This is a genomic window from Streptomyces sp. NPDC052114 (genome assembly GCF_040680155.1).
Lineage (GTDB): Bacteria > Actinomycetota > Actinomycetes > Streptomycetales > Streptomycetaceae > Streptomyces.
Map to the genome: position 1 here is coordinate 38,466 of NZ_JBFAWC010000001.1, position 24,468 is coordinate 62,933.

Annotated in this window: 13 protein-coding genes; all 13 read left to right on the forward strand. The window is 73.5% G+C overall.

All coding sequences use genetic code 11. The annotated features are described in order from the left end of the window. Positions 1 to 4 precede the first annotated feature (4 nt). Complete coding sequence (locus AB0L89_RS00165) at positions 5 to 1,243, forward strand: hydrolase (RefSeq protein WP_365131794.1); 1,239 nt, start codon at positions 5 to 7, stop codon at positions 1,241 to 1,243. A gap of 18 nt (positions 1,244 to 1,261) precedes the next feature. Next, positions 1,262 to 2,059 carry a TauD/TfdA family dioxygenase gene (locus AB0L89_RS00170; protein ID WP_365131797.1) on the forward strand — a complete coding sequence of 266 codons (798 nt, stop codon included), beginning with the start codon at positions 1,262 to 1,264 and terminating at the stop codon, positions 2,057 to 2,059. After that, entirely contained in the window at positions 2,059 to 3,498 is a 1,440-nt protein-coding gene (locus tag AB0L89_RS00175; protein WP_365131800.1) for an MFS transporter, read from the forward strand. The genes AB0L89_RS00170 and AB0L89_RS00175 overlap by 1 nt, the downstream gene beginning before the upstream one ends. A 115-nt stretch (positions 3,499 to 3,613) precedes the next feature. Beyond that, entirely contained in the window at positions 3,614 to 4,819 is a 1,206-nt protein-coding gene (locus AB0L89_RS00180; protein ID WP_365131803.1) for a cytochrome P450, read from the forward strand. A 30-nt stretch (positions 4,820 to 4,849) separates the two neighbouring features. Next, positions 4,850 to 6,187 (forward strand): crotonyl-CoA carboxylase/reductase, encoded by a 1,338-nt coding sequence (gene ccrA / locus AB0L89_RS00185; protein WP_365131806.1) that lies wholly within the window; start codon positions 4,850 to 4,852, stop codon positions 6,185 to 6,187. A 717-nt stretch (positions 6,188 to 6,904) separates the two neighbouring features. Then, positions 6,905 to 7,882, forward strand: a complete 978-nt coding sequence (locus AB0L89_RS00190) for a LysR family transcriptional regulator (protein WP_365131809.1) — start codon at positions 6,905 to 6,907, stop codon at positions 7,880 to 7,882. Between the two features lie 44 nt (positions 7,883 to 7,926). After that, positions 7,927 to 8,199, forward strand: coding sequence for an acyl carrier protein (locus AB0L89_RS00195; RefSeq protein WP_365131812.1), 273 nt, complete (start codon positions 7,927 to 7,929; stop codon positions 8,197 to 8,199). Between the two features lie 29 nt (positions 8,200 to 8,228). Beyond that, positions 8,229 to 9,461 carry a beta-ketoacyl-[acyl-carrier-protein] synthase family protein gene (locus AB0L89_RS00200; protein WP_365131815.1) on the forward strand — a complete coding sequence of 411 codons (1,233 nt, stop codon included), beginning with the start codon at positions 8,229 to 8,231 and terminating at the stop codon, positions 9,459 to 9,461. Beyond that, a complete protein-coding gene (locus tag AB0L89_RS00205; protein ID WP_365131818.1) occupies positions 9,461 to 10,555 on the forward strand; it encodes a beta-ketoacyl synthase N-terminal-like domain-containing protein in 1,095 nt (364 codons plus the stop codon). Before AB0L89_RS00200 ends, AB0L89_RS00205 begins: the two co-directional genes overlap by 1 nt. 120 nt (positions 10,556 to 10,675) lie before the next feature. After that, positions 10,676 to 11,422 carry a 3-oxoacyl-[acyl-carrier-protein] reductase gene (gene fabG / locus AB0L89_RS00210; protein ID WP_365131821.1) on the forward strand — a complete coding sequence of 249 codons (747 nt, stop codon included), beginning with the start codon at positions 10,676 to 10,678 and terminating at the stop codon, positions 11,420 to 11,422. 54 nt (positions 11,423 to 11,476) lie between these two features. Then, a complete protein-coding gene (locus tag AB0L89_RS00215) occupies positions 11,477 to 12,190 on the forward strand; it encodes a DsbA family protein (protein WP_365131824.1) in 714 nt (237 codons plus the stop codon). Between the two features lie 114 nt (positions 12,191 to 12,304). Beyond that, complete coding sequence (locus tag AB0L89_RS00220; protein WP_365131827.1) at positions 12,305 to 23,617, forward strand: amino acid adenylation domain-containing protein; 11,313 nt, start codon at positions 12,305 to 12,307, stop codon at positions 23,615 to 23,617. Further along, complete coding sequence (locus AB0L89_RS00225) at positions 23,614 to 24,465, forward strand: ABC transporter permease (RefSeq protein ID WP_365131830.1); 852 nt, start codon at positions 23,614 to 23,616, stop codon at positions 24,463 to 24,465. The genes AB0L89_RS00220 and AB0L89_RS00225 overlap by 4 nt, the downstream gene beginning before the upstream one ends. Positions 24,466 to 24,468: the final 3 nt, after the last annotated feature.

The window sequence follows — 24,468 nt, forward strand, 5'->3', positions numbered from 1 at the left end:
CCCCATGAACCCGACCCCGGACGCACCCCCGACCCCGGACGCACCCCCGACCCCGGACGCACCCCCGGCCCCGGCCCCGCCCGTCTCCTCGCCGGAGGAGCACGCGGCCCGCGTCGCCGCGCTCGCCGGCGCGCACGCCGGGCGGGCCGAGGCGGCGCACACCCCGCACCCCGAGGTGGTCGACGCGGTGACCGCCGCGGGTTTCGCGGGCCACTTCGTGCCGCCGCCGTTCGGCGCCCCCGGCCGTACCTTCGCGCAGCTGAAGCGGGCCGCCGCCGTCATCGGCGCCGCGTGCCCGGCGACCGCCTGGTGCGCGGTGCTGGCCGCGCTGATGGCCCGTACGGCGGGCTTCCTGCCGCCGGAGGGGCGCAAGAGGCTGTGGGCCGACGGCCCCGACACCCTCGTCGCGGGCGGTGTGGCGCCCCGGGGCCGGGCCGTCGGGACCGACGGCGGCTGGACGCTCTCGGGCTCCTGGCCGTCGGTGACGGCGGCCGAGCACGCCGCGTGGTTCCTGCTCGCCGCCGAGGTGACGGAGGGCCCGGAGCCGGGACCGCGCGTGTTCGTGGTGCCGCGCTCCGCCGTGCGGGTCGAGCGGACCTGGGACGACCTGGGGATGCGGGCCACCGGCAGCCACACCGCGGTCGTCGAGGAGGTATTCGTCGAGGCGCCGCTGTCGTTCCCGTACGCCCGCCTCGCGGAGATCGACGATCCGCCGCCCGGACCGGACGGCCGCCCGGTGCCGCTCCTCGCGGTCAACACCTTCGTCTTCTGCCTGCCGATGCTCGGCGCGGCCCGGGGACTGCTGCACCGCTGGACGGGGCTGATCGGGGCGAAGCTCCAGGCGCGCGAGGCCGCGTACGACCCGCTGGTCGCGCACTACGCCGACGTCTTCGCGCGCAGCTCCGGCGAGATCGACGCCGCCGAACTCGTCCTGGACCGCGTCGCGCGTCTGATCGACGCGGCCCCGCAGGTCGGCCGCGCGGACGTGGCGCGCAACCAGCGGGACTGCGCCTTCGCCGCCGGTCTGCTGGTGGGCGCAGCGGACCGGCTGATGCGGGCGTCCGGCTCCGGCGGGCACAGCACGGGCGGTGACCTCCAGCGGCTCTGGCGCGACCTGCACACGGCGGGCGCGCACATGGCGCTCCAGTTCGGTCCGGCGGCGGCGGGGTACGCCCGCGAGTTCCTGCGCCCCGAGGCCACCCGGTTCACCGAACCCGCCCCGTCCACCGACCCCGTCCGCTGAAGGGAGACACCGGACACCATGGACACCACCACGGACATGCGGCACATGGCCGCCGACGCGCGGTGCGCGCGCCGGCCGTCCGCGCCGTACCGGGAGAAGCTGGAGCGGTACGGCTTCGTCGTCCTGGAGCCGGACGGCACGGAGCCCGGGGGCACGGGGGAGCCGGACGGCACGGAGCCCGTGCCGCTCGCGGACCTCATGGCGCCGCTCGGCGCGCAGGTGTCGTACGGCTTCGGCACCCGGCTGATCCAGGAGCAGCGGCCGGGCACCGACAACTCCCAGTTCCGCACCGGCGCCATCCCGATGCACGTCGACGGGCACCTGAACGCCGAGGCGGTGGACTACGTGGGCCTGGAGTGCCTCGAAGCGCCGTACGAGGGCGGCGAGACGCTCGTCGCGAGCAGCCGGGCGTTCTTCGCGGCGGCCCCCGACGACCTCGTCGCACGGCTGCGCACCCTGGAGGTCGAGTACTGGTCCAGGGTCTCCGGCTTCTACGCGGAGCGCCCCGGCGGCAACCCCGTCGTGGCGCCGGTGCAGGTGGACCCGGTGACGGGCGAGGACACCCTGTGGGTCGGCCTCGACCACCCGCACGACCCGACCCGCAACTTCGGCGCGGCCGTCCGCGGCCGCACCCAGGAGGAGAGCCTCGCGCTCTTCGCCGAACTGGACCGGCTACTGCGCCTGCCCGAGGTCATGTACGCCCACACCTGGCGTGTCGGACAGGTGCTGATCATGGACAACCGCCGGGTCGTGCACGCCAGGGCGGCCTACCCCGTCGACGCACGGAGGAAGATCCTCCGTATCTCGGTGGGCTGATGAAGGAGGCCGCATCGCCCCGGGACGCACCGGCCGCGCCGGTCGCCGGGGGCACACCCCGAGTGCGCGCCGGCGTCGTCCTGACCGTCCTGCTCGCCTGCCAGCTGATGATCGTCCTCGACGGCACCGTGATGAACGTGGCGCTCTCCCGCATCCGCGCCGACCTGCACTTCAGCGCCACCGCACTGCCCTGGGTCGGCAACGCCTACACCCTCGTCTTCGGCGGACTGCTCCTGCTCGGCGGCCGGGCGGGCGATCTCCTGGGCAGGCGCCGGGTGTTCATGGCGGGGCTCGCGCTGTTCACCGCGGCCTCGCTGGCCGGCGGGCTCGCCCCCTCGGCGGGCTGGCTGCTCGCCGCACGCGCCCTCCAGGGCGCCGGCGCCGCGCTCGCGGGGCCCACCGCCCTCGCGCTGCTGACCGCCGTCTTCACCGAGCCGAAGGCGCGGGTGCGGGCGCTCGCGCTCTACTCGGGCATGGCGGGCGCGGGCTTCGCCATCGGGCTGATCGTGGGCGGCGTGCTCACCCAGTGGTTCGGCTGGCGGGCCGTGCTGTTCATCAACGTCCCGGTGGGCACGCTCGCCCTCGCCCTGGCCGCGCGGTGGCTGCCCGCCGTGCCGCGCCACCCCGCCCGGCTCGACCTGCCGGGCGCGCTGACCGCGACCGCCGGGGTCGCCGCCCTGGTGTACGGCTTCCACGGCGCGGTCTCGGACGGCTGGGACGCCCCGGTGACGCGCCTCTCGCTCCTGGCCGGGGCGGTGCTCGTCGGGGCGCTGGTCGTCATCGAGCGCAGGGCGCCCCAACCGCTGCTGCCGCTCGGGCTGTTCGCCGACCGCGACCGCGCGGCCGCCTACGGCAACGTGTTCGTCGGCTACATGGCGAGCATCCCCATGCTCTTCTTCCTCTCCCTGTACATGCAGGACGTCTTCGGCGCGGGGCCGCTGGCGACGGGGGTCGCGTTCCTGCCCGCCGCCGTCCTGATGTTCGCGCTGATCCAGTGGGTGCCGCGGCTGCTGCGGCGCTTCGGGCCCAAGCCGGTCACCGCCACCGGGTCGCTGTGCCTGGTCGCCGCGCTCCTCACGCTGACCCGGCTCACCGCCGACAGCGGCTACTTCCCCCTCGTGTTCCTCGCGGCGGTGCTGATGGGGTGCGGCACCGGCCTCGCCCTGATGCCGCTGAGCGTGCTCGTCATGTCCACCGCGCCGCCGGGCGTCGCCGGGGCGGCCGGCGGCACGCTCCAGACGATCCAGCAGACCGGCACCGCGCTCGGCCTGTCCGTCCTGACCACGGTGTTCGGCGCGGCCTCCGACGGCGCGGCGGGCCCCGCGCGCCGGCAGCTCGTCCAGGGCGTGACCGCCGCGTTCGCGGCCGCCGCCGCCATGGCCGCGCTGACGCTCCTGGGGACGCTCGCCTTCCGCCGCGGGGCCCGCCGGGACGCGTAGCCGAGGGTCCCGTGCGTTCCGTCGTCCCACTCCGTCTCCCCCTGGTCCCACCCCAGCCGTCCGCCCGCCCGTCCGTATCGACGCGAGAAAGCAACTCGTGGCTCAGGAGGCCCAGATGTCCGTCGAATCCGTCCATCGGCTGTCCGAGGACTTCTTCCAGGACCCGCACGCGGTCTACCGGGAGCTCACCGCGCACGGCCACGTCCACCACGTGGAGTTCCCGAGCGGCATGCGCGCCTGGGTGGTCACCGGATACGACCTCGCCAAGCAGGTGTTCGCCGACCCCACCATCAGCAAGGAGCTCTACGGTCCGGCGGGCGAGGTCGCGCAGGCCAACGCCCGCACCGTCCTGCGGCTCGACCCGCCCGTGAACGACCACATGCTCTACCGCGATCCGCCGCACCACACCCGGCTGCGGAAGGTCGCCATGAAGGCCCTGTCCAGTGCGGTGGTACGGGACTTCACCCCGCGCATCCAGGAGATCGCCGAGACCGCGCTCGACGCCATGGCCGCCGAGGACGAGGTCGACCTCCTGACCACGTACGCGTATCCGGTGTCGGGCTCGGGCATCTGCGAGATCATCGGCATCGACGCCGCCGACCGCACCCGGTTCCAGGGCTGGCTCGCCACGCAGGTCTCCACCGCGGACACGGACGTGAAGTACGCCGCCGCCGCCGACTTCGAGGCGTACGTGTACCGCCTCTTCGACGAGCGCGAGGAGCGGGCCGCCGAGGACCTGATCTCGGAGCTGATGAGCCCGGCGGGCGACGGCGAACGGCTCGACCGGGCCGAGCTCGTCTCCATGGTCAACGCCATCCTCCTCGGCAGCGTGGGCACGGTCGCCGGACTCATCGGCAACGCCGTGCTGATGATGACGGCCCAGCCCGCCCTCCAGGACGAGCTGCGCCGCGACCCCGCGCTGATCCCCGCCTTCCTGGAGGAGACGCTGCGGTACGAGAGCGCGGGCAACCTCGCCTCGCCCCGCTTCACCACGGAGCCGGTCGAGCTGGACGGGCACACCATCGGCGCCGGCGAGGTCGTCCTCGTGGCCGCCGCGGCGGTCAACCGCGACGCGCGGCACTTCGACCGCCCCCACGTGCTGGACCCGCACCGCCCCGAGAACCGCCATCTGGCCTTCGGGTACGGCATCCACCGCTGCCCCGGCGCCGCGCTGGCGCGCACCGAGGCCCGGATCGCGATCGCCGCGCTGCTGGCCCGCTACTCCGACCTCGCCCTCGCGGTGGACGTCCGCCAGCTGCGCTGGCAGCAGAGCATGATCGCCCGGACCCTCCTGACGCTCCCGGTCCGGCTCACGAAATGACCTCGCCCGGCGGAAAAGGAAAGGCCCTTCATGAGTGAGCTCTCCCAGGCCGTGGTGGACGGCGCGGCGCCCGATGTGCTCGCGCGTCTCGCGGTCCCCGAGGAGTACGTGGCGGCACATCTGCGGGTCGAGGACGTCGACGCCGTCTCCGGCACCGCCGAACGGGACGTCAGGGATACCCTTCACGTCGGCCCGGTGCCCATGCCGGAACTCGCGCCCGACGAGGTCCTCGTCGCCGTCATGGCCGCGGCCCTGAACTACAACACCATTTGGTCGGCGAAATTCGAGCCGATTCCCAGCTTCACCTTCCTGCGGCATTACGGGAAACAGGGCGGCTGGGCGGCGCGGCACGACCAGCCGTTCCACGTGATCGGCTCGGACGCCGCCGGAGTCGTCGTGCGCGTGGGCACGGGGGTGCGCAACGTCCGGGTCGGCGACCACGTGGTCGTGGCGACCGCGCACGTGGACGACCAGGACCCGGTGACCCACGACGACGGCATGCTGGGCGCGGAACAGCGGGCCTGGGGCTTCGAGACGAACTTCGGCGGGCTCGCCCACTACGCCGTCGCGCGGGCCAGCCAGATCCTCCCCAAGGCACCCCATCTGACCTGGGAGGAGGCCGCCTCCAACCCGCTGTGCGCGGGGACGGCCTACCGGATGCTGATCAGCGAGCGCGGGGCCAATATGCGCCAGGGCGACGTCGTCCTGATCTGGGGCGCGGCCGGCGGTCTCGGCGGCTACGCGGTGCAGCTCGTGAAGAACGGCGGCGGCATCCCCGTCGGCGTCGTCGGTTCGGACGAGAAGGCCGCCCTGGCCCGGCGCCTCGGCTGCGAGGCGGTGATCGACCGGCGCGAGATCGGGGAGATGTCGGCCGATCCCGAGGTCACCCTGAAGGCCGGAAAGCGGCTGGGGCAGATCATCCGGCAGGAAATAGGCGAGGACCCGAATATCGTCTTCGAACACGTGGGGCGCGAGACGTTCGGTGTCTCTGTTTTCGTGGCCCGGCGCGGCGGCACGATCGTCACCTGTGGATCGAGCACGGGATATCAGCACACATTCGACAATCGCTATCTGTGGATGCGGCTGAAGAAAGTCATCGGAAGCCATGGCGCGAATCTCTACGAGCAGTGGCAGATGAACCGTCTCATCCAGCGCGGTCGGATCGCGCCGATGCTCTCCGAGGTCTATCCGCTGCGGGGCGTCGGCGAGGCGGCGTACGCGATCCAGCGGAATCGGCACGTGGGCAAAGTGGGGGTGCTCTGTCTGGCGCCGAGGGAAGGCCTCGGCGTGACGGATCCGGGGCTGCGGGCGCGGCTGGGGGAGGAGGCGGTGGCCCCCCTGAGGTCCTCCGGGTCAAACGGAACATAAAAGTCCGGAAATTGCCTCGCGGAACCCGCGGGCGACGCTTCCGGAACCTCCCGACCGCCCCGTCCGACGGCCTCCGAGCCGCCGGGCGGGGCGCTCGCACGACCTCGGTCGATCATCTTCGGCCATCACCGAATGTTCATGATCGTGAACATCGCGACCCGGTGCGAAGTAAATGGCCTGATCATGCCGGGGATATTGGTGTATCAGGCCCATTGGTCAAGGCGATGGAAATAGGACAAGCGGTATGCGTCCCTCCGCTTCATGCTTGCCGCCCCTCGTGCGCGGGAATTGAATCTCGTGCAATCTTGAGGAACGTGCCACCTGAACCTAGAACCGGATTTCATAACTCCACATTTCCGGTTCTCGACTGTGGTTCGATATCCCCGTGACGCCGCTGGAGCGGGGAATAGAAGCGGAGGCGTAGTTTCATGCGTAATGACGGGGGATGTGGGTCGGCGTTCCGTCGCCGACCACTTGTGAAGGTCGGCCTGGTCCGGGTCGAGTGCGGACATTTCGCCGCCCGGCGAAGACGAGGGGCTGTCGCGGGACGTTGCGCGGAAGGGGGCAGCGTCTCGGCGAGGGCATGATTCCCCGCCCGCCCCATGTCCGGGATGCCGGGAATTCTGGCGGTGTCCTCACTCCGGCCACAATCGCCTGCGAGCCTGCGGTCATTGTCGCCATCGACTCACGTCGACGAATCACAAGATTGCAAGGGATATGGATCTGGAACTGAGGCATGCCCGGATTGTGTGGATCATTGCCGAGGTTGGCAGTATCTCCAAGGCGGCGGGCTGGTTGAACCTTCCACAGCCCAGTCTCACGGCGCAGTTACGCAGGATCGAGAAGATGCTGGGCGGCGACCTCTTCGTCAGGTCGCGGTCGGGCATCGTGCCGACCTCCCTGGGCAACCGGCTCATCCCGCTGCTGGCCCGCCTCGTCCAGCAGGCCGACGAGGTGACGAGCGAGGCGGCCGCGAGCGTCGCGCGGACCCTGCGCTTCGGTAACACCGAATGGACCCCGCCGACCCTGCTCGGGGCGATCCAGGCCTCGATGCCCGCCCTCGACGTGGAGACCGAGACGCTCGCGCCGGCCGCCGCCGTCGACGCGGTGCACGGCGGCGGCCTCACCGTCGCCATGGTCCCGAGCCCCGCCAGGGCCGCCCCGGGCCTCGTCCACCATCCCGACCTCGACTCCACCGTCATCTTCCGCGAGCCGATCTGGCTCGCCGTCTCGCGCGGGCACCCGCTGGCCGACCTCCCCTGCGTCGACGGCTCCCACCTCGCCGGGCTCAACTGGGTCCACTACTCACGGGACCACTGGTTCCACGACGTGGAGAGGGACCTGCTCGCCCGGCTCGGCCAGGCCGACGTCAGCGGCTCGCACCACGTCGACGGCCACCACGAGGCGATGAACTGGGTCAGGGACACCGACGCGGCCGCGCTCACCCCGCCCACCGGCGCCACCGGCGACGTGCGCCTGGTGCCGGTCCACGAGACCCGGGACATCGAGCTGATGCTGGTCTGGCGCCGGGGCTCGGTCGCCAAGGAGACCCTGCGACGGCTGGTGGAGACGGTCCGGCGATACTACTGCGGATACGCCCGCACCATACCGGGCTACTGGCCCTGGATCGTGGAACACCCGGCGAAATTCCCCGAGTTGGCCGACTTCCTGCCGCTCACCACCCCCTCGGGCTGAGGAGCTGTCAGCTCGCTGTCAGGGCCCTTCGCCAGCATCGCCGCATGACTACAGCGAACCAGGTGGACGCGGACAGCCGCGCCACGATCAAGGGAATCATCTGCGACATCCTGGAGATCGACCCGGATGAGATGACCGACACCAGTCGTTTCAAGGAGGACCACGAGGCCGACTCGATGGGTGCCATCGAGATCCTCTCCCAGCTGGAGCGCGCCTTCGGGATCGACATCGACCAGGCCGAACTGGCCCGGATGGTCAACCTGGACGGCGTGGCCACGGTCGTCGGCGAAGCCATGACGGCCAAGGCGTCCCAGTAGGTATCGGCCCCGGACGACTGGAGCACAGGGTGTACGACAGCGACCACGGGCCGCGTCGCGTGGTGATCACCGGGCTCGGTGCGGTCACCAGCATCGGGCTCGGCGTCACGGCCTTCCTGGACGGACTGCGGTCCGGACGCAGCGGGGTCAAGCCGATCACGGCCTTCGACACAACGGGTTTCGCGCACGCCAACGGATGCGAGGTGACCGACTTCGACCCGGCGGACTGGATCCACCGGGTCGACCCCGCCGAACTCGGCCGGGCCTCCCAGTTCTCGGTCGCCGCGGCCAAGATGGCGGTCGAGGACGCGGGCATGGACCTGGCGGAGCTCAGGCGGCGTCCGGCCCTGGTCTCTGTCGGCACCACCGACGCCGAGTCCCGCGACCTGGACACCCTCGTCGGCGTCCAGCTGGCGGACGGACCGGAGAACCTGCCGGCCGTCGTCGCGCGCCGCGCGCAGGCCGGCCGGCTCTCCAGCGGCATCGTGCGCGAGCTGGGCCTGACCGACGTCGAGGCCCTGACCATCCCGACCGCCTGCGCGGCCGGCAACTACGCCATCGGCAGCGGCTACGACGCCATCCGCGAGGGCGACGTCGACGTCGCGCTGTGCGGCGGCGCGGACGCCGTGTGCCGCAAGACCTTCACCGGGTTCTACCGGCTCGGCACGATCGCCCCCGAGGTCTGCCAGCCCTTCGACAAGGACCGCAAGGGCATCCTGACCGGGGAGGGCGCCGGCATCCTCCTCATGGAGAGCCTGGAGTCCGCCCGCGCCCGCGGCGCCCGCATCTACGCCGAGGTCCTCGGCTACGGCCTCAACTGCGACGCCCACCACCCCGTCGCGCCCGACCAGGACAGCCTCGCCCGGTGCATGGAGGTCGCCCACCGCAACGCCGGGGTGAAGCCCGAGGACATCGACTTCATCTCCGCGCACGGCACCGGCACCCGGGCCAACGACGTCACCGAGGCCGGCGCGATCCGCCAGGTCTTCGACGCGCCGCCGCCCACCATCTCCATCAAGTCCATGATCGGCCACTCCATGGGCGCCGCCAGCGCGCTCGCCTCGGCGGCCTGCGCGCTCTCCCTGACCGAGGGCTTCATCCCGCCCACGATCAACCACCGCGAGACCGACCCGGAGTGCGGCCTGGACTGCGTGCCCAACGAGGCACGGCCCACCGAACTGAACGTGGTCCAGAACAACGCGCTCGCCTTCGCGGGCAACAACGCCGTGCTCATCCTGGGCCGGTACCGGGAGGCGGCGTGATGTCCGAACTGGTCCTCTCCGCCTGGTCGGTGGTCTCCGGATACGGCGTGGGCAGCACGCCCTTCAGCGAGGGCATCGGCGCCGGGCGCGGCGCCGTCACCGCGCTCGACCGCGAGGCCTGGCCCGGCCCCTTCGACCGGTGCGGCCTGGTGCCCGACTTCACCGCCCGGGAGTACGTGGGCAAGAAGGGCACCCGCACCATGGACCGGGTCACCGCGATCGCCGTCACCGCGGTCGGCCGGCTCCTCGCCTCCTGCGGCGACGAACTGACCGCCCGGCCCGAGCAGGTCGGCCTGGTCCTCGGCACCGGCTCGGGCAGCGTCCAGAGCATCATGGACTTCACCAGGGACGCCCTGACCAGCGAGCGCCCCTACCACGTGGACCCGGCCCGCTTCCCGAACACCGTGATGAACCGCGCCGCCGGACAGAGCGCCATCTGGCACGGCATCAAGGGGCCCAACACCACGGTCGCGGGCGGCTGGCTGACCGGTCTGCTCGCCCTGAGCTACGCGGTGCGGCTGCACCGCGGCGGCCACTGCGCCCGCGTGCTGTGCGGGGCGGCCGAGGAGTACTCCACCCAGCGCGCCTGGCTGGAGTGGCACGGCCGGGGCGCCGAGGAGCAGTCGACGCCGCTCGGCGAGGGCAGCGCCGTCTTCCTGATGGAGACCGCCGACGACGCCCGCGCCGCGGGCCGCGAACCCCTCGCCCGGATCCTGGCGACACGGTTCGGCGCGTACGCCGAACGGAGCGACGCCCAGCGGGCGTTGGCCGACTGCGTGCGCGGCGCGCTCGACCGGGCCGGCGTCGCGCCCGGCCAGGTCCGCCTGGTGGCGCCGCTCGGCGCCGACGGCAAGCTCGCCGCCCTGGAGGAGTCGGGGATCACCGACGCGCTCGGCGCCGCGGAACCGGAGTGGATCCGCTGCCGCCCGCTGCTCGGCGACACCTCCGCCGCCTCCACCAGCCTCCAGCTGGCCGCGGTGCTCGCCACCGCGGGCGAAGCCGGGCTCGCCCCCGGCGAGGCGGCCCTCGTCACCGGCATCGACCGGGACGGCACCGTCGGCTGCGCGGTGCTCGGCGGCGCCGAGCGCGCCTGACCGCCACGGACGACGACCGCGGCTGAGGGGGTACGGCACGGCCGTACCCCGGTCAGCCGTGCCCATCGGCCTGCCCCCGCGCGGCGACCCACCCGACGTACCCATCGAGAGGAACTACGCATGTCCGCAACCGAACCACGGGTCGCGCTGGTGACCGGAGGCTCCCGGGGGATCGGCCGCCATGTGGTGACCCGGCTCGCCGAGGACGGCTACGACGTGGCGTTCTGCTACCAGTCCAACAAGGACGCCGCCGAGGCCGTGGCCAAGGAGGCCACCGCCGCCGGCGCCCGGGTCCACACGGCGCAGGTCGACGTGGCCCGCCACGCGGGCGTACGCGCCTTCGTCCGCGACAGCGAGAAGGAGCTCGGGCCGCTGCGCACCGTCGTCTCCTGCGCGGGCATCGTGCGCGACAACCCGCTGGTGATGCTGGCGGAGGACGACTGGGACGCCGTGCTGCGGGTCAACCTCGACGGCACGTACAACCTCTGCAAGGCGGCGGTCTTCTCGATGATGAAGCGCCGGACCGGCTCGGTGATCACCATGTCGTCGGTCGCGGGCGTGTACGGCAACGCCACCCAGACCAACTACTCGGCGACCAAGGCCGGGATCATCGGCTTCACCAAGGCGCTGGCCAAGGAGTCGGGGCGCTACGGCATCCGCGCCAACGCCGTCGCCCCGGGCTTCATCGACACCGACATGCTCTCCGGACTCGGCGACGAGCACACCAAGAAGATGACCGAGCGGATCCCGCTCGGCCGCTTCGGCCGCCCCGAGGAGGTCGCCGACCTGGTCTCCTTCCTGGCCTCCGACCGTGCCTCGTACATCACCGGACAGGTCTTCGGCGTCGACGGCGGCCTCGTCGTCTGACCCCGCCCCAAGGCCCCACGTCCCCGAAGAGAGAGCAGAAAAGGGAGAACTCCCATGTCCCCAGCCGGCCGGAACAAGACGCCGCGGTTCTACTTCAGCCTGCGCAGCCCCTACTCCTGGCTCGCCTACCGCGAGGTGATGAGCGAGCACAAGGACCTCGTCGACCGCCTCGAATGGCTGCCGTTCTTCGAGCCCGACGCCGAGAGCGCACGGCAACTCGACGAGCAGGGCGGCAGGTTCCCCTACTCGGAGATGTCCCGCGAGAAGAACCGGTACGTCCTCCAGGACGTCGGCCGTCTCACCAAGGCCCGCGGCCTGACCGTGAACTGGCCCGTCGACCGCGCCCCGGTGTGGGAGGTCCCGCACCTCGGCTACCTGGTCGCCCGGGACCAGGGCCTCGGCCACGAGTACATCGCGGCCGTCTACCGCGCCCGGTTCGGCGAGGGACGCGACATCTGCGACCGCGCGACCATCGCGGACATCGGCACCGGACTCGGCATCGACCGGGGGCTGATCGCCGACGCGAGCGACGACCCGGAGCGGCGCGCCGAGGGCGTCCGCATCCTCCTGGACGTCTGCAAGGACGGCGTGTTCGGCGTGCCCTTCTTCGTGCACGGATTCACCCGCTTCTGGGGTCTCGACCGGCTCGACGGCTTCGTCGAGCACCTGCGGACCAAGGCGGCCCCGGCCCCCTCGCTCGCGCAGCCGGCCGCCGCGGTGGCCCTCGGCCGTTCGGTCGAGGACGCGCACGCGGGCGGCTGCGGCTGACCGCTCCCGCCACGCCGCGCACGGGCTGACCCGTCAGTTGGGGGTCAGCCCACTGTCAGCGGTTTTTCGAATGATCGACGGTGTGCACCAGGTGACCTTCGCTAGGGGATTGCTATGAGTCATGTTCAGACGGGCGGCCTGCCCCTCACCGCCGGCCAGAAGGACATCTGGTTCGACGAGAAGCTCTCGGGCGGAGGGGCCACGTACAACACCGCCATCTTCTGGGACATCCGCGGGCCGCTGGACCAGGAGCTGTTCCGGGCCGCGCTCGCGCGGCTGGTGGAGGAGTCGGACTGCCTGCGCGCACGCTTCACCGAAGTCGACGGCGAGCCCTGGCAGTTCATCGAGCCGGACGTCGACCTGCCGCTGACCGTCACCGACGTCAGCGGCGCCGCGGACCCGGCCGCCGCCGCGCGCGCCGCCATCCAGGAGGACCTGCGCGTCCCGCTGTCGCCGACCGCCGTCCCCCACGTGCCGCTGTTCCGGCTGAGCGTGTTCACCCTCGGCGCGGAGCGCACCTTCTTCTGCCTGCTCAACCACCACCTCGTCTCGGACGGCTTCAGCTACGTCATCTACTGGCAGCGGCTCTCCGCGATCTACGGGGCGATGCTCGCCGGCACCTCCCTGGACGAGGGGCGCTTCCCGCCGCTGAGCGAGCTGATCGAGGCCGAGGCGGCCTACGCGGACTCGCCGCGCTGCGACCGCGACCGCGCCTACTGGGAGCAGCAGCTCGCCGACCGGCCCGAGCCCCTCAGCCTCGCCACCCGCGACGCCGAACCGGCGCAGACCTTCCTGCGCGAGGAGACCGTGCTGCCCGAGGCGGTCGCCGAGCGGCTGCGCGCGGTGGCCTGGGAGGCCCGCGCCACCTGGCAGACCGTGCTGGTCGCCGCCCTCGGCGCGTACACCGGACGCCTGGCGGGCACCGACGACGTCCTCCTCGCGCTGCCCGCCACCGGGCGCGTGGGCGGCACCATGCAGGACATCCCCGGCATGGTGGTCAACTACGTGCCGCTGCGGCTGACCCTCACGCCCGGCCTGACCCGCCGCGACCTGCTCGGCGCCGCCTACCAGGCGCTGTCCAAGGGGCTCAAGCACCAGCGCTACCGCGTGAGCCGCATCCGCCGCGCGATGGGCCTCTCCAGCGACGACCGCAGGCCCTTCGGCCCGTTCATCAACATGATGCCGCAGGTCGAGGAGTTGAGCATCGGCCCCTGCGCGGCGACCATCTACAGCCCCTCCACCGGCCTGGTCGACGACCTGGAGTTCACCGTCGCCGACAAGGGCGACAACGGCATCGGCGTCGACCTCAGCGGCAACGAGGCCCGCTACACCCAGGACGACGTCGGCGGCCACCTGTCCCGCTTCGTCGCCTACCTCGACCGCTTCCTGACCGCGGACGCCGAGGACCGCGTGGCCGACCTCGACCTCTTCGCGCCCGGCGAGGCCGAGGAGCTGGCCACCGCCCTGACCGGCCCGGTGGCCCAGGAGCCCTACCGGGGCGTCGTCGAGCGGATCCGCGCGCACGCCGCCGAGCGCCCCGACGCCGTCGCGGTCACCGACCAGGGCGGCAGCCTCACCTACGCCGAACTCGTCGGCCGGGCCAGCGCCGCCTCGCGGCAGGTGTCCGTCGACGGCCCGGTGGCCGTCCTGACCGAACCCGGACGGGACTTCGTCACCGCCGAACTCGCCGCGCTCGGCGCCGGCGGGGCCTTCCTGCCCCTCGACCCGCGCGCGCCCCTGGACCGGCTCACCTCGCTCCTCGCGGACAGCGGCGCCGTCCAGGTGCTCACCGACACCACGCACCACGGCCTCGCCGAGCGGGTGGCCGCGGACAGCGGCCTGCCCGTGCACCTCCTGGACGGCGCCTGCGACGCCGCCGACGGCCTCGCGCCCGTCGCGGGCGGGCCCCTGGACCTGGCGTACGTCATCTACACCTCGGGCTCCACCGGCAGGCCCAAGGGCGCGATGGTGCAGCGCGGCGGCATGGTCAACCACCTGCTCGCCAAGGTCGAGGAGCTCTCCCTCGACGCCACCGACGCGCTCGTCCACAACGCGCCCGTCACCTTCGACGTCTCCGTCTGGCAGTCGCTCACCACGCTGCTCGTCGGCGGCCGGATCCGGGCGGTCGCCCGCGCGGACGCCGCCGACCCGGAGGCGCTGTTCGGCACCATCGCCGCCGAGCGCCTCACCGTGCTCGAAGTGGTGCCCTCGCTGCTGCGCGCCACGCTCGACGTGTGGGACACCGCGGGCGGCGCCCCCGAACTCCCCGCGCTCCGCTGGATGATCTCCAACGGCGAGGCGCTGCCCGCCGAGCTGTGCGCCCGCTGGTTCGCGCGCTACCCCGACATCCCCGTCGCCAACGTGTACGGCCCCACCGAGTGCTCCGACGACGTCACCCACGGGTACGCGCGCTCGGCGGCCGAGATGTCCGGCGCCTCCATGCCGATCGGCCGGCCCCTGCGCGACACCCGCCTCCACGTCCTCGGCGACGACCTGCGGCCGGTGCCGCGCGGCGTGCCGGGCGAGCTGTACATCGCGGGCGCCGGCGTCGGCCGCGGCTACCTCGGCGACCCGGCCCGCACGGCCTTCACGTTCGTGCCCGACCCGTTCGCGAACGACGGCTCCCGGATGTACCGCACGGGCGACCAGGTGGTGCTGCTCGCCGACGGACAGCTCGTCTTCACCGGCCGCCGCGACCACCAGGTCAAGATCCGCGGCCAGCGCATCGAGCTGGGCGAGGTCGAGTCCGTGCTGCGCGGCCTGCCGGGCGTCGCCGACGCGGTGGCCGCCGCGGTCGCCGACCCGGCGGGCAACCACCGCCTGATCGGGTACGTGGTGCCCGAGCGGGGCGGCGCCGACACCGAGGCGCTGCGCGAGCGGCTGGCCGCCGTGCTGCCCGACCACATGGTCCCCGCGGTGCTGCTGACCCTGGAGGCGATGCCGCTCACCCCGCACGGCAAGGTCGACCGCAAGGCCCTGCCCGCACCCGAGTTCACGGTCACGGCCGCCGGACGGGCGGCCCGCACCCCGCAGGAGGAGATCCTCTGCACGGTGCTCGCCGAGGTCCTCGGCGTGCCGAGCATCGGCGTGGACGACAACTTCTTCGCCCTCGGCGGCGACAGCATCAGCTCCATCCAGGTCGTCGGCCGGGCCCGCAGGGCCGGGCTCGTCATCACCTCGCGCGACGTGTTCCAGCACCGCACCCCGGCCGCCATCGCGGCGGTCGCCCGGCGCGCGGACCACGCCGAGGAGGCCGCGGCCGTGGCGGACGGCGTCGGCGAGCTCGAACTCGCCCCGATCGTCGACCAGTTGCGTGCCGACCTCGCCGACAGGCCCACGGCCGTCCGCGAGTTCGCCCAGTACGTCACCGTCGCGCTGCCCGCGGGCGCGCACACCGACACCGCCCGTCTGGAGCGCGCGCTCCAGACGGTCCTCGACCGGCACGACGCGCTGCGCACCCGGCTCACCTCCCCGGTGCCGGGGCTGTGGTCCCTGGAGACGCTGCCGCAGGGCGCCGTCCCCGCCGCCGACGTGCTCAGCAGGGCCGTGACCCCGTCCGGCACGGACCGGGACGCGGCACCGGCGGAGCAGCTCGCGGCGGCCCGCGCGCGCCTGCGCCCCGAGGACGGCCTGCTGGTGCAGGCGGTGCTCCTCGACGCCGAGGGCGGTGACGGCGACACCGCCGCGGCCCGCCTCCTGCTGGTGATCCACCACATCGCCGTGGACGGCGTCTCCTGGCGGATCCTCCTGCCTGACCTGCGCGCCGCCTGGCACGGCACCGCCCTCGACCCGGTCGGCACCTCCTACCGCCGCTGGACGAAGGTGCTGTCCGAGCAGGCCCGCACCACCGGCCGCACCGCCGAACTCCCGCTGTGGACCGAGATCCTGGGCGGCGGCACCGTCGAGCTCGCCGACCGCCCCCTCGACCCGGCCAGGGACGTGCACGGCAGCGCGGGCCGGCTCCGGCTCGAACTGCCCGCCGACCGCACGGCCGCCCTGCTCGGCCGGGTGCCCGCCGCCTTCCACGCCGAGGTCGACGAGGTCCTGCTCACCGGCTTCGCGCTGGCGCTCGCCCACCGGGGCACGGGCTCGCGCACGCTGGTGGAGCTGGAGGGCCACGGCCGCGAGCAGCTCACCGACGGCCTCGACCTGTCCCGTACCGTCGGCTGGTTCACCAGCGTCTACCCCGTCGGCCTCGACGTCGGCGACCCGGACTGGGCCGAGGTGTGGAACGGCGGCGCGGCCTGCGGCGCCGCCCTCAAGAGCGTCAAGGAGGGCCTGCGGGCCCTGCCCGGCCACGGCATCGGCCACGGCCTGCTGCGTCACCTCAACCCGCAGACCGCCGCCGTCCTCGCCCGCTGCGCCGCCCCGCGGATCGGCTTCAACTACCTGGGCCGGTTCGCCGCGGGCACCGGCGGCGACTGGACGATGGAGGCCGGCGGCTCCGGTCTCACCGCCGCCCCCGAGACCCCGCTGCGGCACGTCCTGGAACTCGACGCGATGACCGAGGACCGCGCGGAGGGCCCCGTCCTGGTCGCCGACTGGACCTGGGCGGGCGAGCTGCTCGCCGAGGACGACGTGCGGCGCCTGGCCGAGGACTGGTTCCGCGCCCTGGAGGCGCTGGCCGCGCACGCCGAGCGGCCCGACGCGGGCGGGCGCACCCCCTCCGACTTCCCGCTGGTCACCCTCACCCAGGCGGAGATCGACGGGTACGAACGCGCGGTGCCGGGGCTCGACGACATCCTGCCGCTCTCCCCGCTCCAGCGCGGCCTGCTCTTCCAGGCCGAGTTCGACCGGCAGGGCATGGACGCGTACACCCTCCAGGTCACCATGGACGTGGCCGGACCGCTGGACCGGGAGCGGCTGCGCGCCGCCGCGACGGCGCTCCTGGAGCGCAACCCCAGCCTGCGGGCCTGCTTCCGCGAGCGCGACACGGGCGATCCGGTGCAGCTGGTCTCCTCGGCCGTGGAGCTCGACTGGACCGAGGTGGACCTCACCGAGGTCCCGGGCGCCGACCTGGAGTCGGAGGTGCGGCGGCGCACCGAGGAGGAGTGGCTCGACCGCTTCGACGTCACCCGGGCACCCCTGACCCGGTTCACCGTCTACCGGCTCGGCGACGACCGGCACCGCGTGGTGTGGACCGCGCACCACATGCTGGTCGACGGCTGGTCGCTCTCCGCCGTCCTCGCCGAGGAACTCGTCACGCTCTGGGCCAACGGCGGCGACACCACGGCGCTCCCGCCGGTCGTCCCGCTCAGCGGCTACCTGGAGTGGTCCGCCGCCCAGGACAAGCCGGCCGCGCGCGAGGCCTGGCAGAAGGAGCTGGCGGGCATCGACGAGCCCACCCGGCTCGGCCCGGCCGACCGGCCGCGCGCCTCGGTGCTGCCCGGTTCCGTGCACCGGGACCTGCCCGCGGAGCTGACGGAGGCGGTGACGTCCTGGGCGACCTCGCGCGGCCTGACGACGAGCACCGTCATGCAGGGCTGCTGGGCGGTCGCGCTCGGCCGGCTGACCGGCCGCCAGGACGTGACGTTCGGCGCGGTGGTCTCCGGGCGGGCCGAGGAGGTGCCCGGCATCGAGCGGACGGTCGGCTCGTTCCTGAGCACGCTGCCGGTCCGGGTCGGGCTCGACCCCTCCCTGGACCTCGCCTCGATGCTCGCCGCGCTCCAGGGCCGCCAGCTCGACCTGGAGCCCCACCAGCACCTGGGCCTCGCCGAGGTGCAGCAGGGCGCCGGCATCGGTGAGCTCTTCGACACCGTCGTCTCCTTCCACAACTACCCGACCGGCGTCCTGGACCGCATCGGCGAGCACGTCCCCGGCCTGAGCATGCTCGACTGGGAGGCCCGGGTCATCGCCGAGTACCCCTTCGCGCTCAACGTGTTCCCGGGCGACCGGATGCACCTGGAGGCGCAGTACCGGCCCGACATCTTCACGCCGGACGAGGCCGAGGGGATCCTGCGGCGCTTCGTACGCGTCCTGGAGCAGCTGGCCGCCGAGCCGGAGGCCCTGCTCGGCAGGCTCGACGCGCTCGACGACGACGAGCGCAGCCAGCTGGCCGACGACTGGTCGGGCACCGGCCGGGTGCGGGCCTCCTCCGGCGCGCTGACCACCGAGGTCTTCGAGGCGCACGCCGCCCGCACGCCGGACAAGACGGCCGTCGTCCTCGGCGACGAGGAGGTGTCGTACGCCGAACTCGACGCCCGCGCCAACCGGTTGGCGCGGCTGCTCGTGGAGCGCGGCATCGGCCCCGAGCGGACCGTCGCGCTGATGCTGCCCCGCACCCCCGAGGTGGTCGTCGCGGTGCTCGCGGTGCTCAAGACCGGCGCCGCCTACCTCCCGGTGGACTCCGGCTACCCCGCCGACCGCATCACCTACATGCTGGCCGACGCCCGGCCCGCGGCGCTGCTCACCGACGAGGCCACGCACGAGCGCCTCGCCGGCCTGCCCGGCCTCGCGACCGAGCCGCTGGTCCTGGACGCCCCCGACACCGTGGAGCGCCTCGCCGCGCTGCCCGGCACCGGCCTCACCGACGCCGACCGCACCGGACCGCTCGCGCCGCAGAACGCGGCGTACATGATCTACACGTCCGGTTCCACGGGCCGGCCCAAGGGCGTCGTGGTGGCCCACACCGGGCTGCTCTCGATGGTCGACAGCCTCGTCGAACGCTTCGGCCTCGACGAGGAGACCCGCGTCCTTCAGTTCGCCTCCATCAGCTTCGACGCCTCCGTCTGGGAGATCATGCTGGCGCTGCTCAACGGCGGCACGCTGGTCATCGCGGACGAGGAGTGCCGGGCGCCGGGACAGCCGCTGGTCGACCTGATCAACGGCGCCCGCGTCAATCTGGCGGGCCTGCCGCCGGTCGTGGTCGGCGGTCTGCCCGAGGGCAGCACGCTCCCCGCCGACCTGCGCCTCGCGGTGGCCGGCGAGGCCGTCCCCGCGCACGTCGTCGAGCGCTGGTCGGCGCACGTCCGGCTCTACAACGGCTACGGCCCGACCGAGGCCGTCGTCAGCTCCACCGTCGGCGGCCCGCTGGCCGGTGACGCCCGCCCGCCGATCGGCCGGCCCACCAACGCCCACCGCGTGTACGTCCTCGACCACCACCTGCGGCTCGCGCCGCGCGGCGTCGTCGGCGAGCTGTACGTCAGCGGCGGCCTGGCGCGCGGCTATCTGGGCCGCCCCGAGCTGACCGCCCAGCGCTTCGTCGCCGACCCCTTCGGCCCGGCGGGCGCCCGGATGTACCGCACCGGCGACCTGGTGCGCTGGCTGCCGGACGGCCAGCTCGACTACGTCGGCCGCGCCGACGACCAGGTCCAGCTGCGCGGCTTCCGCATCGAGCTCGGCGAGATCTCCGCCGCCCTGCTCGCCCAGCGCGGCGTCGAGCAGGCCGCCGTGATCGTCTCCGAGAGCGAGGACGGCGACCGCCGCCTGGTGGCGTACGTCGTGACCGGGGAACCCGGTGTCGCCGAGGGGCTGCGCGACCAGCTCGCCCTGTCCCTGCCGGAGTACATGGTGCCGTCGGCGGTCGTCGCCCTGGACGCCCTGCCGCTCACCGCGCAGGGCAAGCTCGACCGCAAGGCGCTGCCCGCGCCCGACCTCGGCGACACCCTCGGGGGCCGCGCGCCGCGCACCCCCGTCGAGGAGATCCTCTGCGGTCTGTTCGCGGACGTCCTCGGGGTGGCCCGGGTCTCCATCGACGACGACTTCTTCGAGATCGGCGGGCACTCGCTGCTCGCGACGCGCCTGGTCAGCCGGGTGCGCAGCGTGCTCGCCGTCGAACTGCCCATCCGCGCGCTGTTCGAGGCACGCACGGTCGTCGCGCTGGCCGGGCACGTCGAGTCGGCGGACGGGGCACGGCCGCCGCTGGTCCCGGCGCCCCAGGGCACGGAGCCGCCGCTGTCCTTCGCCCAGGAACAGCAGTGGTTCATCAACCGCAGCCAGGACGCGAGCGACGGAACGTACAACACCCCGATGGCCTTCCGGCTCTCCGGCCGTCTCAACGAGGCAGCCCTGCAAGGGGCGTTGAACGACCTGGTCGAGCGCCACGAGGTGCTGCGGACCGTCATCCCGGAGACCGACGGCGTGCCGTCGCTGCGGGTCCTCGACGCCGCGACGGGCGCGCCGGTGCTGCGCACCCGCACGGTCTCGGAGGCCAAGCTGGCCGAGGCGCTGGCCGCCGAGGCCGACCTGGGCTTCGACCTGCGGTCCGAAGCGCCGCTGCGGGCCCGGCTGTTCGCGCTCGGCGTGGACGAGTGGGTCCTGATGCTGGTCTTCCACCACATCGTCTTCGACGGCTGGTCGATCGGCCCCATGCTGACCGACCTGGCGTCCTCCTACCGCGCCCGCTGCGACGGCCGGGTGCCGCGGCGGACCCCGCTGCCCGTGCAGTACGCCGACTTCGCCGCCTGGCAGCGCGAGCTGCTCGGCGCGGCCGACGACCCGGACAGCCTCGCCGCCCAGCAGCTCTCCTTCTGGCGGGACGCCCTCGCGGGCCTGCCGGACGAGCTGCGGCTGCCCGCCGACTTCCCGCGCCCCGAGGCGGGCACGTCCGGCGGCGAGATGGTGATGTTCGAGCTGGAGTCCGGCCTGCACGGCACGCTCCTTGAGCTCGCCCGGCAGACCGGCACCACCGAGTTCATCGTCTTCCAGGCGGCGCTGTCCGCCCTGCTGACCCGGCTGGGCGCCGGCACCGACATCCCGGTCGGCTCGCCGATCGCGGGACGCACGGACGACGCCCTCAACGACCTGGTCGGCATGTTCATCAACTCCCTGACGCTGCGCGGCGACACCAGCGGCGACCCGACCTTCCGCGAACTGCTGGACCGGATCAGGGAGACCAACCTGGCGGCGTACTCGCACCAGGACATCCCCTTCGACCAGGTCGTCGACGCGCTCAGGCCCGCCCGCGCCCGCGGCAGGCACCCGCTGTTCCAGGTGATGCTGAGCGTCCAGAACCAGGGCAACCTGCCGCTGGACCTGCCCGGCCTGACCGTCGTGCCCGAGTACGCCGCGTCCGACCGCGCCAAGATGGACCTGATGCTGGAGCTGCTGCCGTGGCCCGGCGGTGGCGGTGTCCGGGGCCTGCTCACCTTCAGCACCGACCTGTTCACGCGGGACACCGCGCAGCGCATGGCGGAGCAGTTCCAGGAGGTGCTGCGCTCGGTCGCGGCCGACCCCGACGTCCGCCTCAGCGGCCTCGACCTGCTCACCGGCGCCGAGCGCGAGCGGATCCTCTCCGAGTGGAACGACACCGCGCGCGAGCTGCCGCCGGCGACCCTGCCCGAGCTGTTCGCCGCGCGGGCGGCGGCCGCCCCCGACGCGATCGCCGTCGGATCCGGGACCAAGGGCCTCACCTACGCCCAACTCGACGCCAAGTCGAACCAGTTGGCGCGCCGCCTGCTCGCGATCGGCGCCGGACCCGACCGGATCGTCGCGCTCGCCGTGCCGCGTCCCGCGGACCACGCCGTCGCGGCGCTCGCCGTCCTCAAGTCCGGCGCGGCCTACGTGCCGATCGCCGCGGACGAGCCGGTCGCGCGGACCAAGGCGCTCTTCGCCGACACCGACCCGCTGTGCGTGCTGACGACCGCGGGCCTGGCGAGCAGGCTGCGGAGCACCGGCGTCACCGCGGTCGTCCTGGACGGCCCCGAGGTGCGCGGCGGCTCCACCGACCCGGTGACCGACGCGGACCGCACCGCGCCGCTGCGGCCCGGCCACGCCGCGTACGTGATCCGCGCGGACGACGCGGCGGGCCGCCCCCGTGGCACGGTCGTCGAACACCGCGCGGCCGCCAACCTGCTGGCCTGGGCGCTGGAGTCCGGCGCGCACGCCGACGGTGCGGACGGCGGGCTCCTCGTGCCGCTGCTCTCCGGGGCCGGGGCGGGCGCCGCCGAGCCGCTGCCGCAGGACTGGTCGACGCCCCGGACACCCGTGCCGGGCCGGGCCGTCTGGAACACCCGCACCTATGTCCTCGACGAGTGGCTTGCGCCCCTGCCGCCGGGCGCGGTGGGGGAGGTGTACGTCGGCGGTGACGGGCTCGGCCGTGGCTACGCGGGCCTGCCCGGCGCCAGCGCCGAGCACTTCGTGGCCGACCCGTACGGGCCGCCCGGCGCCCGCCTCCTGCGGACCGGCGAGCGCGCCAAGTGGGACACGGCGGGCAACCTGCTGGCCCCCGACGCGCCCCCGCCGGCCGATGAGTCCGAGGCCGGGGACGCGGTGCCCGCGGACGGGCCCGGCCCGCTCAGCGCCGCCGAGGAGACGCTGTGCGCGATCGTCGCCGACGTCCTGGGCGTCGAGTCCTTCGGCGTCGCGGAGAACTTCTTCGAGACGTCGCTGAACAGCATGAAGTCACTGCGTCTGGTGGCCCTCGCCCGCAAGGCGGGCCTGGAGATCAGCAGCGCGGACGTCTTCGCGCACCAGACGGTCCGGGCGCTCGCGGCCTCCCTGGAGTCCGGCCCGGCGGCAGACGCCCCGGCCCCCTCCGCGGCAGACGCCCCGGCGGGCCGCCGCGGCGCGCAGATCATGGCCGACGCGATGGACGCGATCGGCGGCGAGGACGGCGCGGAGTTCTCCGACCCGTTCGGCACCGTGCTGTGCATGAAGCCGACGGGCAGCCGCCCCCCGGTGTTCTGCCTGCACAGCGGGGTCGGATTCGCCCTGTCGTACATGCCGCTCACCCCGCACCTGGGGGCCGAGCACCCGGTCTACGGCATCCAGGCCCCGTACGTCGTGGACGGCGCCCCGCTGCCCACGAGCATCGAGGAGACCGCGGCCGAGTACATCGGCATGATCAAGAAGGTGCGGCCCGAGGGCCCGTACCACCTGCTCGGCTGGTCGCTCGGCGGGCTGCTCGCCTTCGAGATCGCGGTCCAGCTGCGCGCGGCCGGCGACGAGGTCGGCCTCGTCGCCAACCTCGACTCCTACCCGCGCGCCGCGGGCGACCCGGCAGCCGAGGGCGCGGATCAGGACGAACAGGCCAAGCTCGCCTGGCTGTTGGAGGGCATCGGGCACGACCCGGCCGGGTTCGGCGACCGGCCGCTGGTGGTCGGCGACGTCATCGACGCGCTGCGGCGCGACGACAGCCCGCTGGCGCAGATGGGCGAGGAGCGCATGGCCCGCATGGTGGGCCTGATGTCCAACCACCCGGTCCTGCACGCCCGTTACACGCCCCGGCGCTACGACGGCACGATGCGGCTCTTCGTCGCGGGCCGGACGGACACGGGCGAGCCCGCGCCCGACCTGTCCGAGCTGTGGAGGCCCTACGTCGGCACCCTCGACGTGCACCGGATCGACTGCGACCACGACGCCCTCCTCGACCCCGGGGCGCTCGCCGAGGTCGGCCCGGCCCTCGCCGCCGAGCTCGACCGGCTGCACGGGGCCGCGCACACGCACCAGGAGCAGGGCAAGGACCAGGACGGACGTGACCAGCGATGACGACAGCCCTGAAACCCGCCCCCGCGGGACCCGGCACGGACCTGCCGAGCTCCCCGGGCGGCCTGCGCGCCATGTTCACCGAGATGGTCGCCGTCACCGGCCGGCGCCTGCTGCACCTGCGCAGGGCCCCGGGCCGCGTGCTCGGCGTGGCCATGAGCCCGCTGGTGTCGATGGTCATGGTCGGCTACCTCTTCCGTGACGCCATCACCCTTCCGGCGGGCGGCAATTACGCCGAGTACGTCTTCGCGGGCGGCGCCGTCCAGGTGGCGCTCGCCTGCGTCGGACCGACCGCGGTGTCGGTGGCGATGGACCTCAAGGGCGGCCTGGTCGACCGGTTCCGGTCGATGCCCATCAGCCGGTCCGCGGTGCTCTTCGCGCACACCTTCGCGGACCTCCTGGTGGGGCTGCTCGGACTGGCCGTCGTCACGGGGGCCGGGCTGCTGCTCGGCTGGCGGCCGCACGCCGGGGCCCTTGAGGTGCTCGCCGGATTCGGGCTGATCGTGCTCCTGACGTACGTGATGCTCTGGCTCGGCGTGCTCTTCGCGGTGACGCTCGGCGACGTGGAGACGATCAGCGTGGTCACGCCGTTCATCGTGATCGTGCTGCCCTTCGTCTCCAGCGCCTTCCTCGCCCCGGCCTCCATGCCGGCCCTGGTCCGTCCGGTCGCGGAGTGGAACCCGATCACCGCCGTCATCTCGACCTGCCGCGACCTGTGGGGGAACCCGGCCACCAGCAGTGGCAGCTTCCCCTCCGAACATCCCGGTGTGGTGATCGCGGTGACGCTGGGCGTGCTGTTCGCGCTCTGCTTCACCGTCAGCCTGCGGCGCTACCGCACCGCGGGCTCCTGACCC

Excerpts from the sequence above, each read along its gene's own strand:
- AB0L89_RS00180 (WP_365131803.1), top strand. The coding sequence starts at position 3,614 with ATGTCCGTCGAATCCGTCCATCGGCTGTCCGAGGACTTCTTCCAGGAC.
- AB0L89_RS00195 (WP_365131812.1), top strand. The coding sequence starts at position 7,927 with ATGACTACAGCGAACCAGGTGGACGCGGACAGCCGCGCCACGATCAAG.
- ccrA (WP_365131806.1), top strand. The coding sequence starts at position 4,850 with ATGAGTGAGCTCTCCCAGGCCGTGGTGGACGGCGCGGCGCCCGATGTG.
- fabG (WP_365131821.1), top strand. The coding sequence starts at position 10,676 with ATGTCCGCAACCGAACCACGGGTCGCGCTGGTGACCGGAGGCTCCCGG.
- AB0L89_RS00225 (WP_365131830.1), top strand. The coding sequence starts at position 23,614 with ATGACGACAGCCCTGAAACCCGCCCCCGCGGGACCCGGCACGGACCTG.
- AB0L89_RS00205 (WP_365131818.1), top strand. The coding sequence starts at position 9,461 with ATGTCCGAACTGGTCCTCTCCGCCTGGTCGGTGGTCTCCGGATACGGC.
- AB0L89_RS00170 (WP_365131797.1), top strand. The coding sequence starts at position 1,262 with ATGGACACCACCACGGACATGCGGCACATGGCCGCCGACGCGCGGTGC.
- AB0L89_RS00220 (WP_365131827.1), top strand. The coding sequence starts at position 12,305 with ATGAGTCATGTTCAGACGGGCGGCCTGCCCCTCACCGCCGGCCAGAAG.
- AB0L89_RS00175 (WP_365131800.1), top strand. The coding sequence starts at position 2,059 with ATGAAGGAGGCCGCATCGCCCCGGGACGCACCGGCCGCGCCGGTCGCC.
- AB0L89_RS00165 (WP_365131794.1), top strand. The coding sequence starts at position 5 with ATGAACCCGACCCCGGACGCACCCCCGACCCCGGACGCACCCCCGACC.
- AB0L89_RS00190 (WP_365131809.1), top strand. The coding sequence starts at position 6,905 with ATGGATCTGGAACTGAGGCATGCCCGGATTGTGTGGATCATTGCCGAG.
- AB0L89_RS00215 (WP_365131824.1), top strand. The coding sequence starts at position 11,477 with ATGTCCCCAGCCGGCCGGAACAAGACGCCGCGGTTCTACTTCAGCCTG.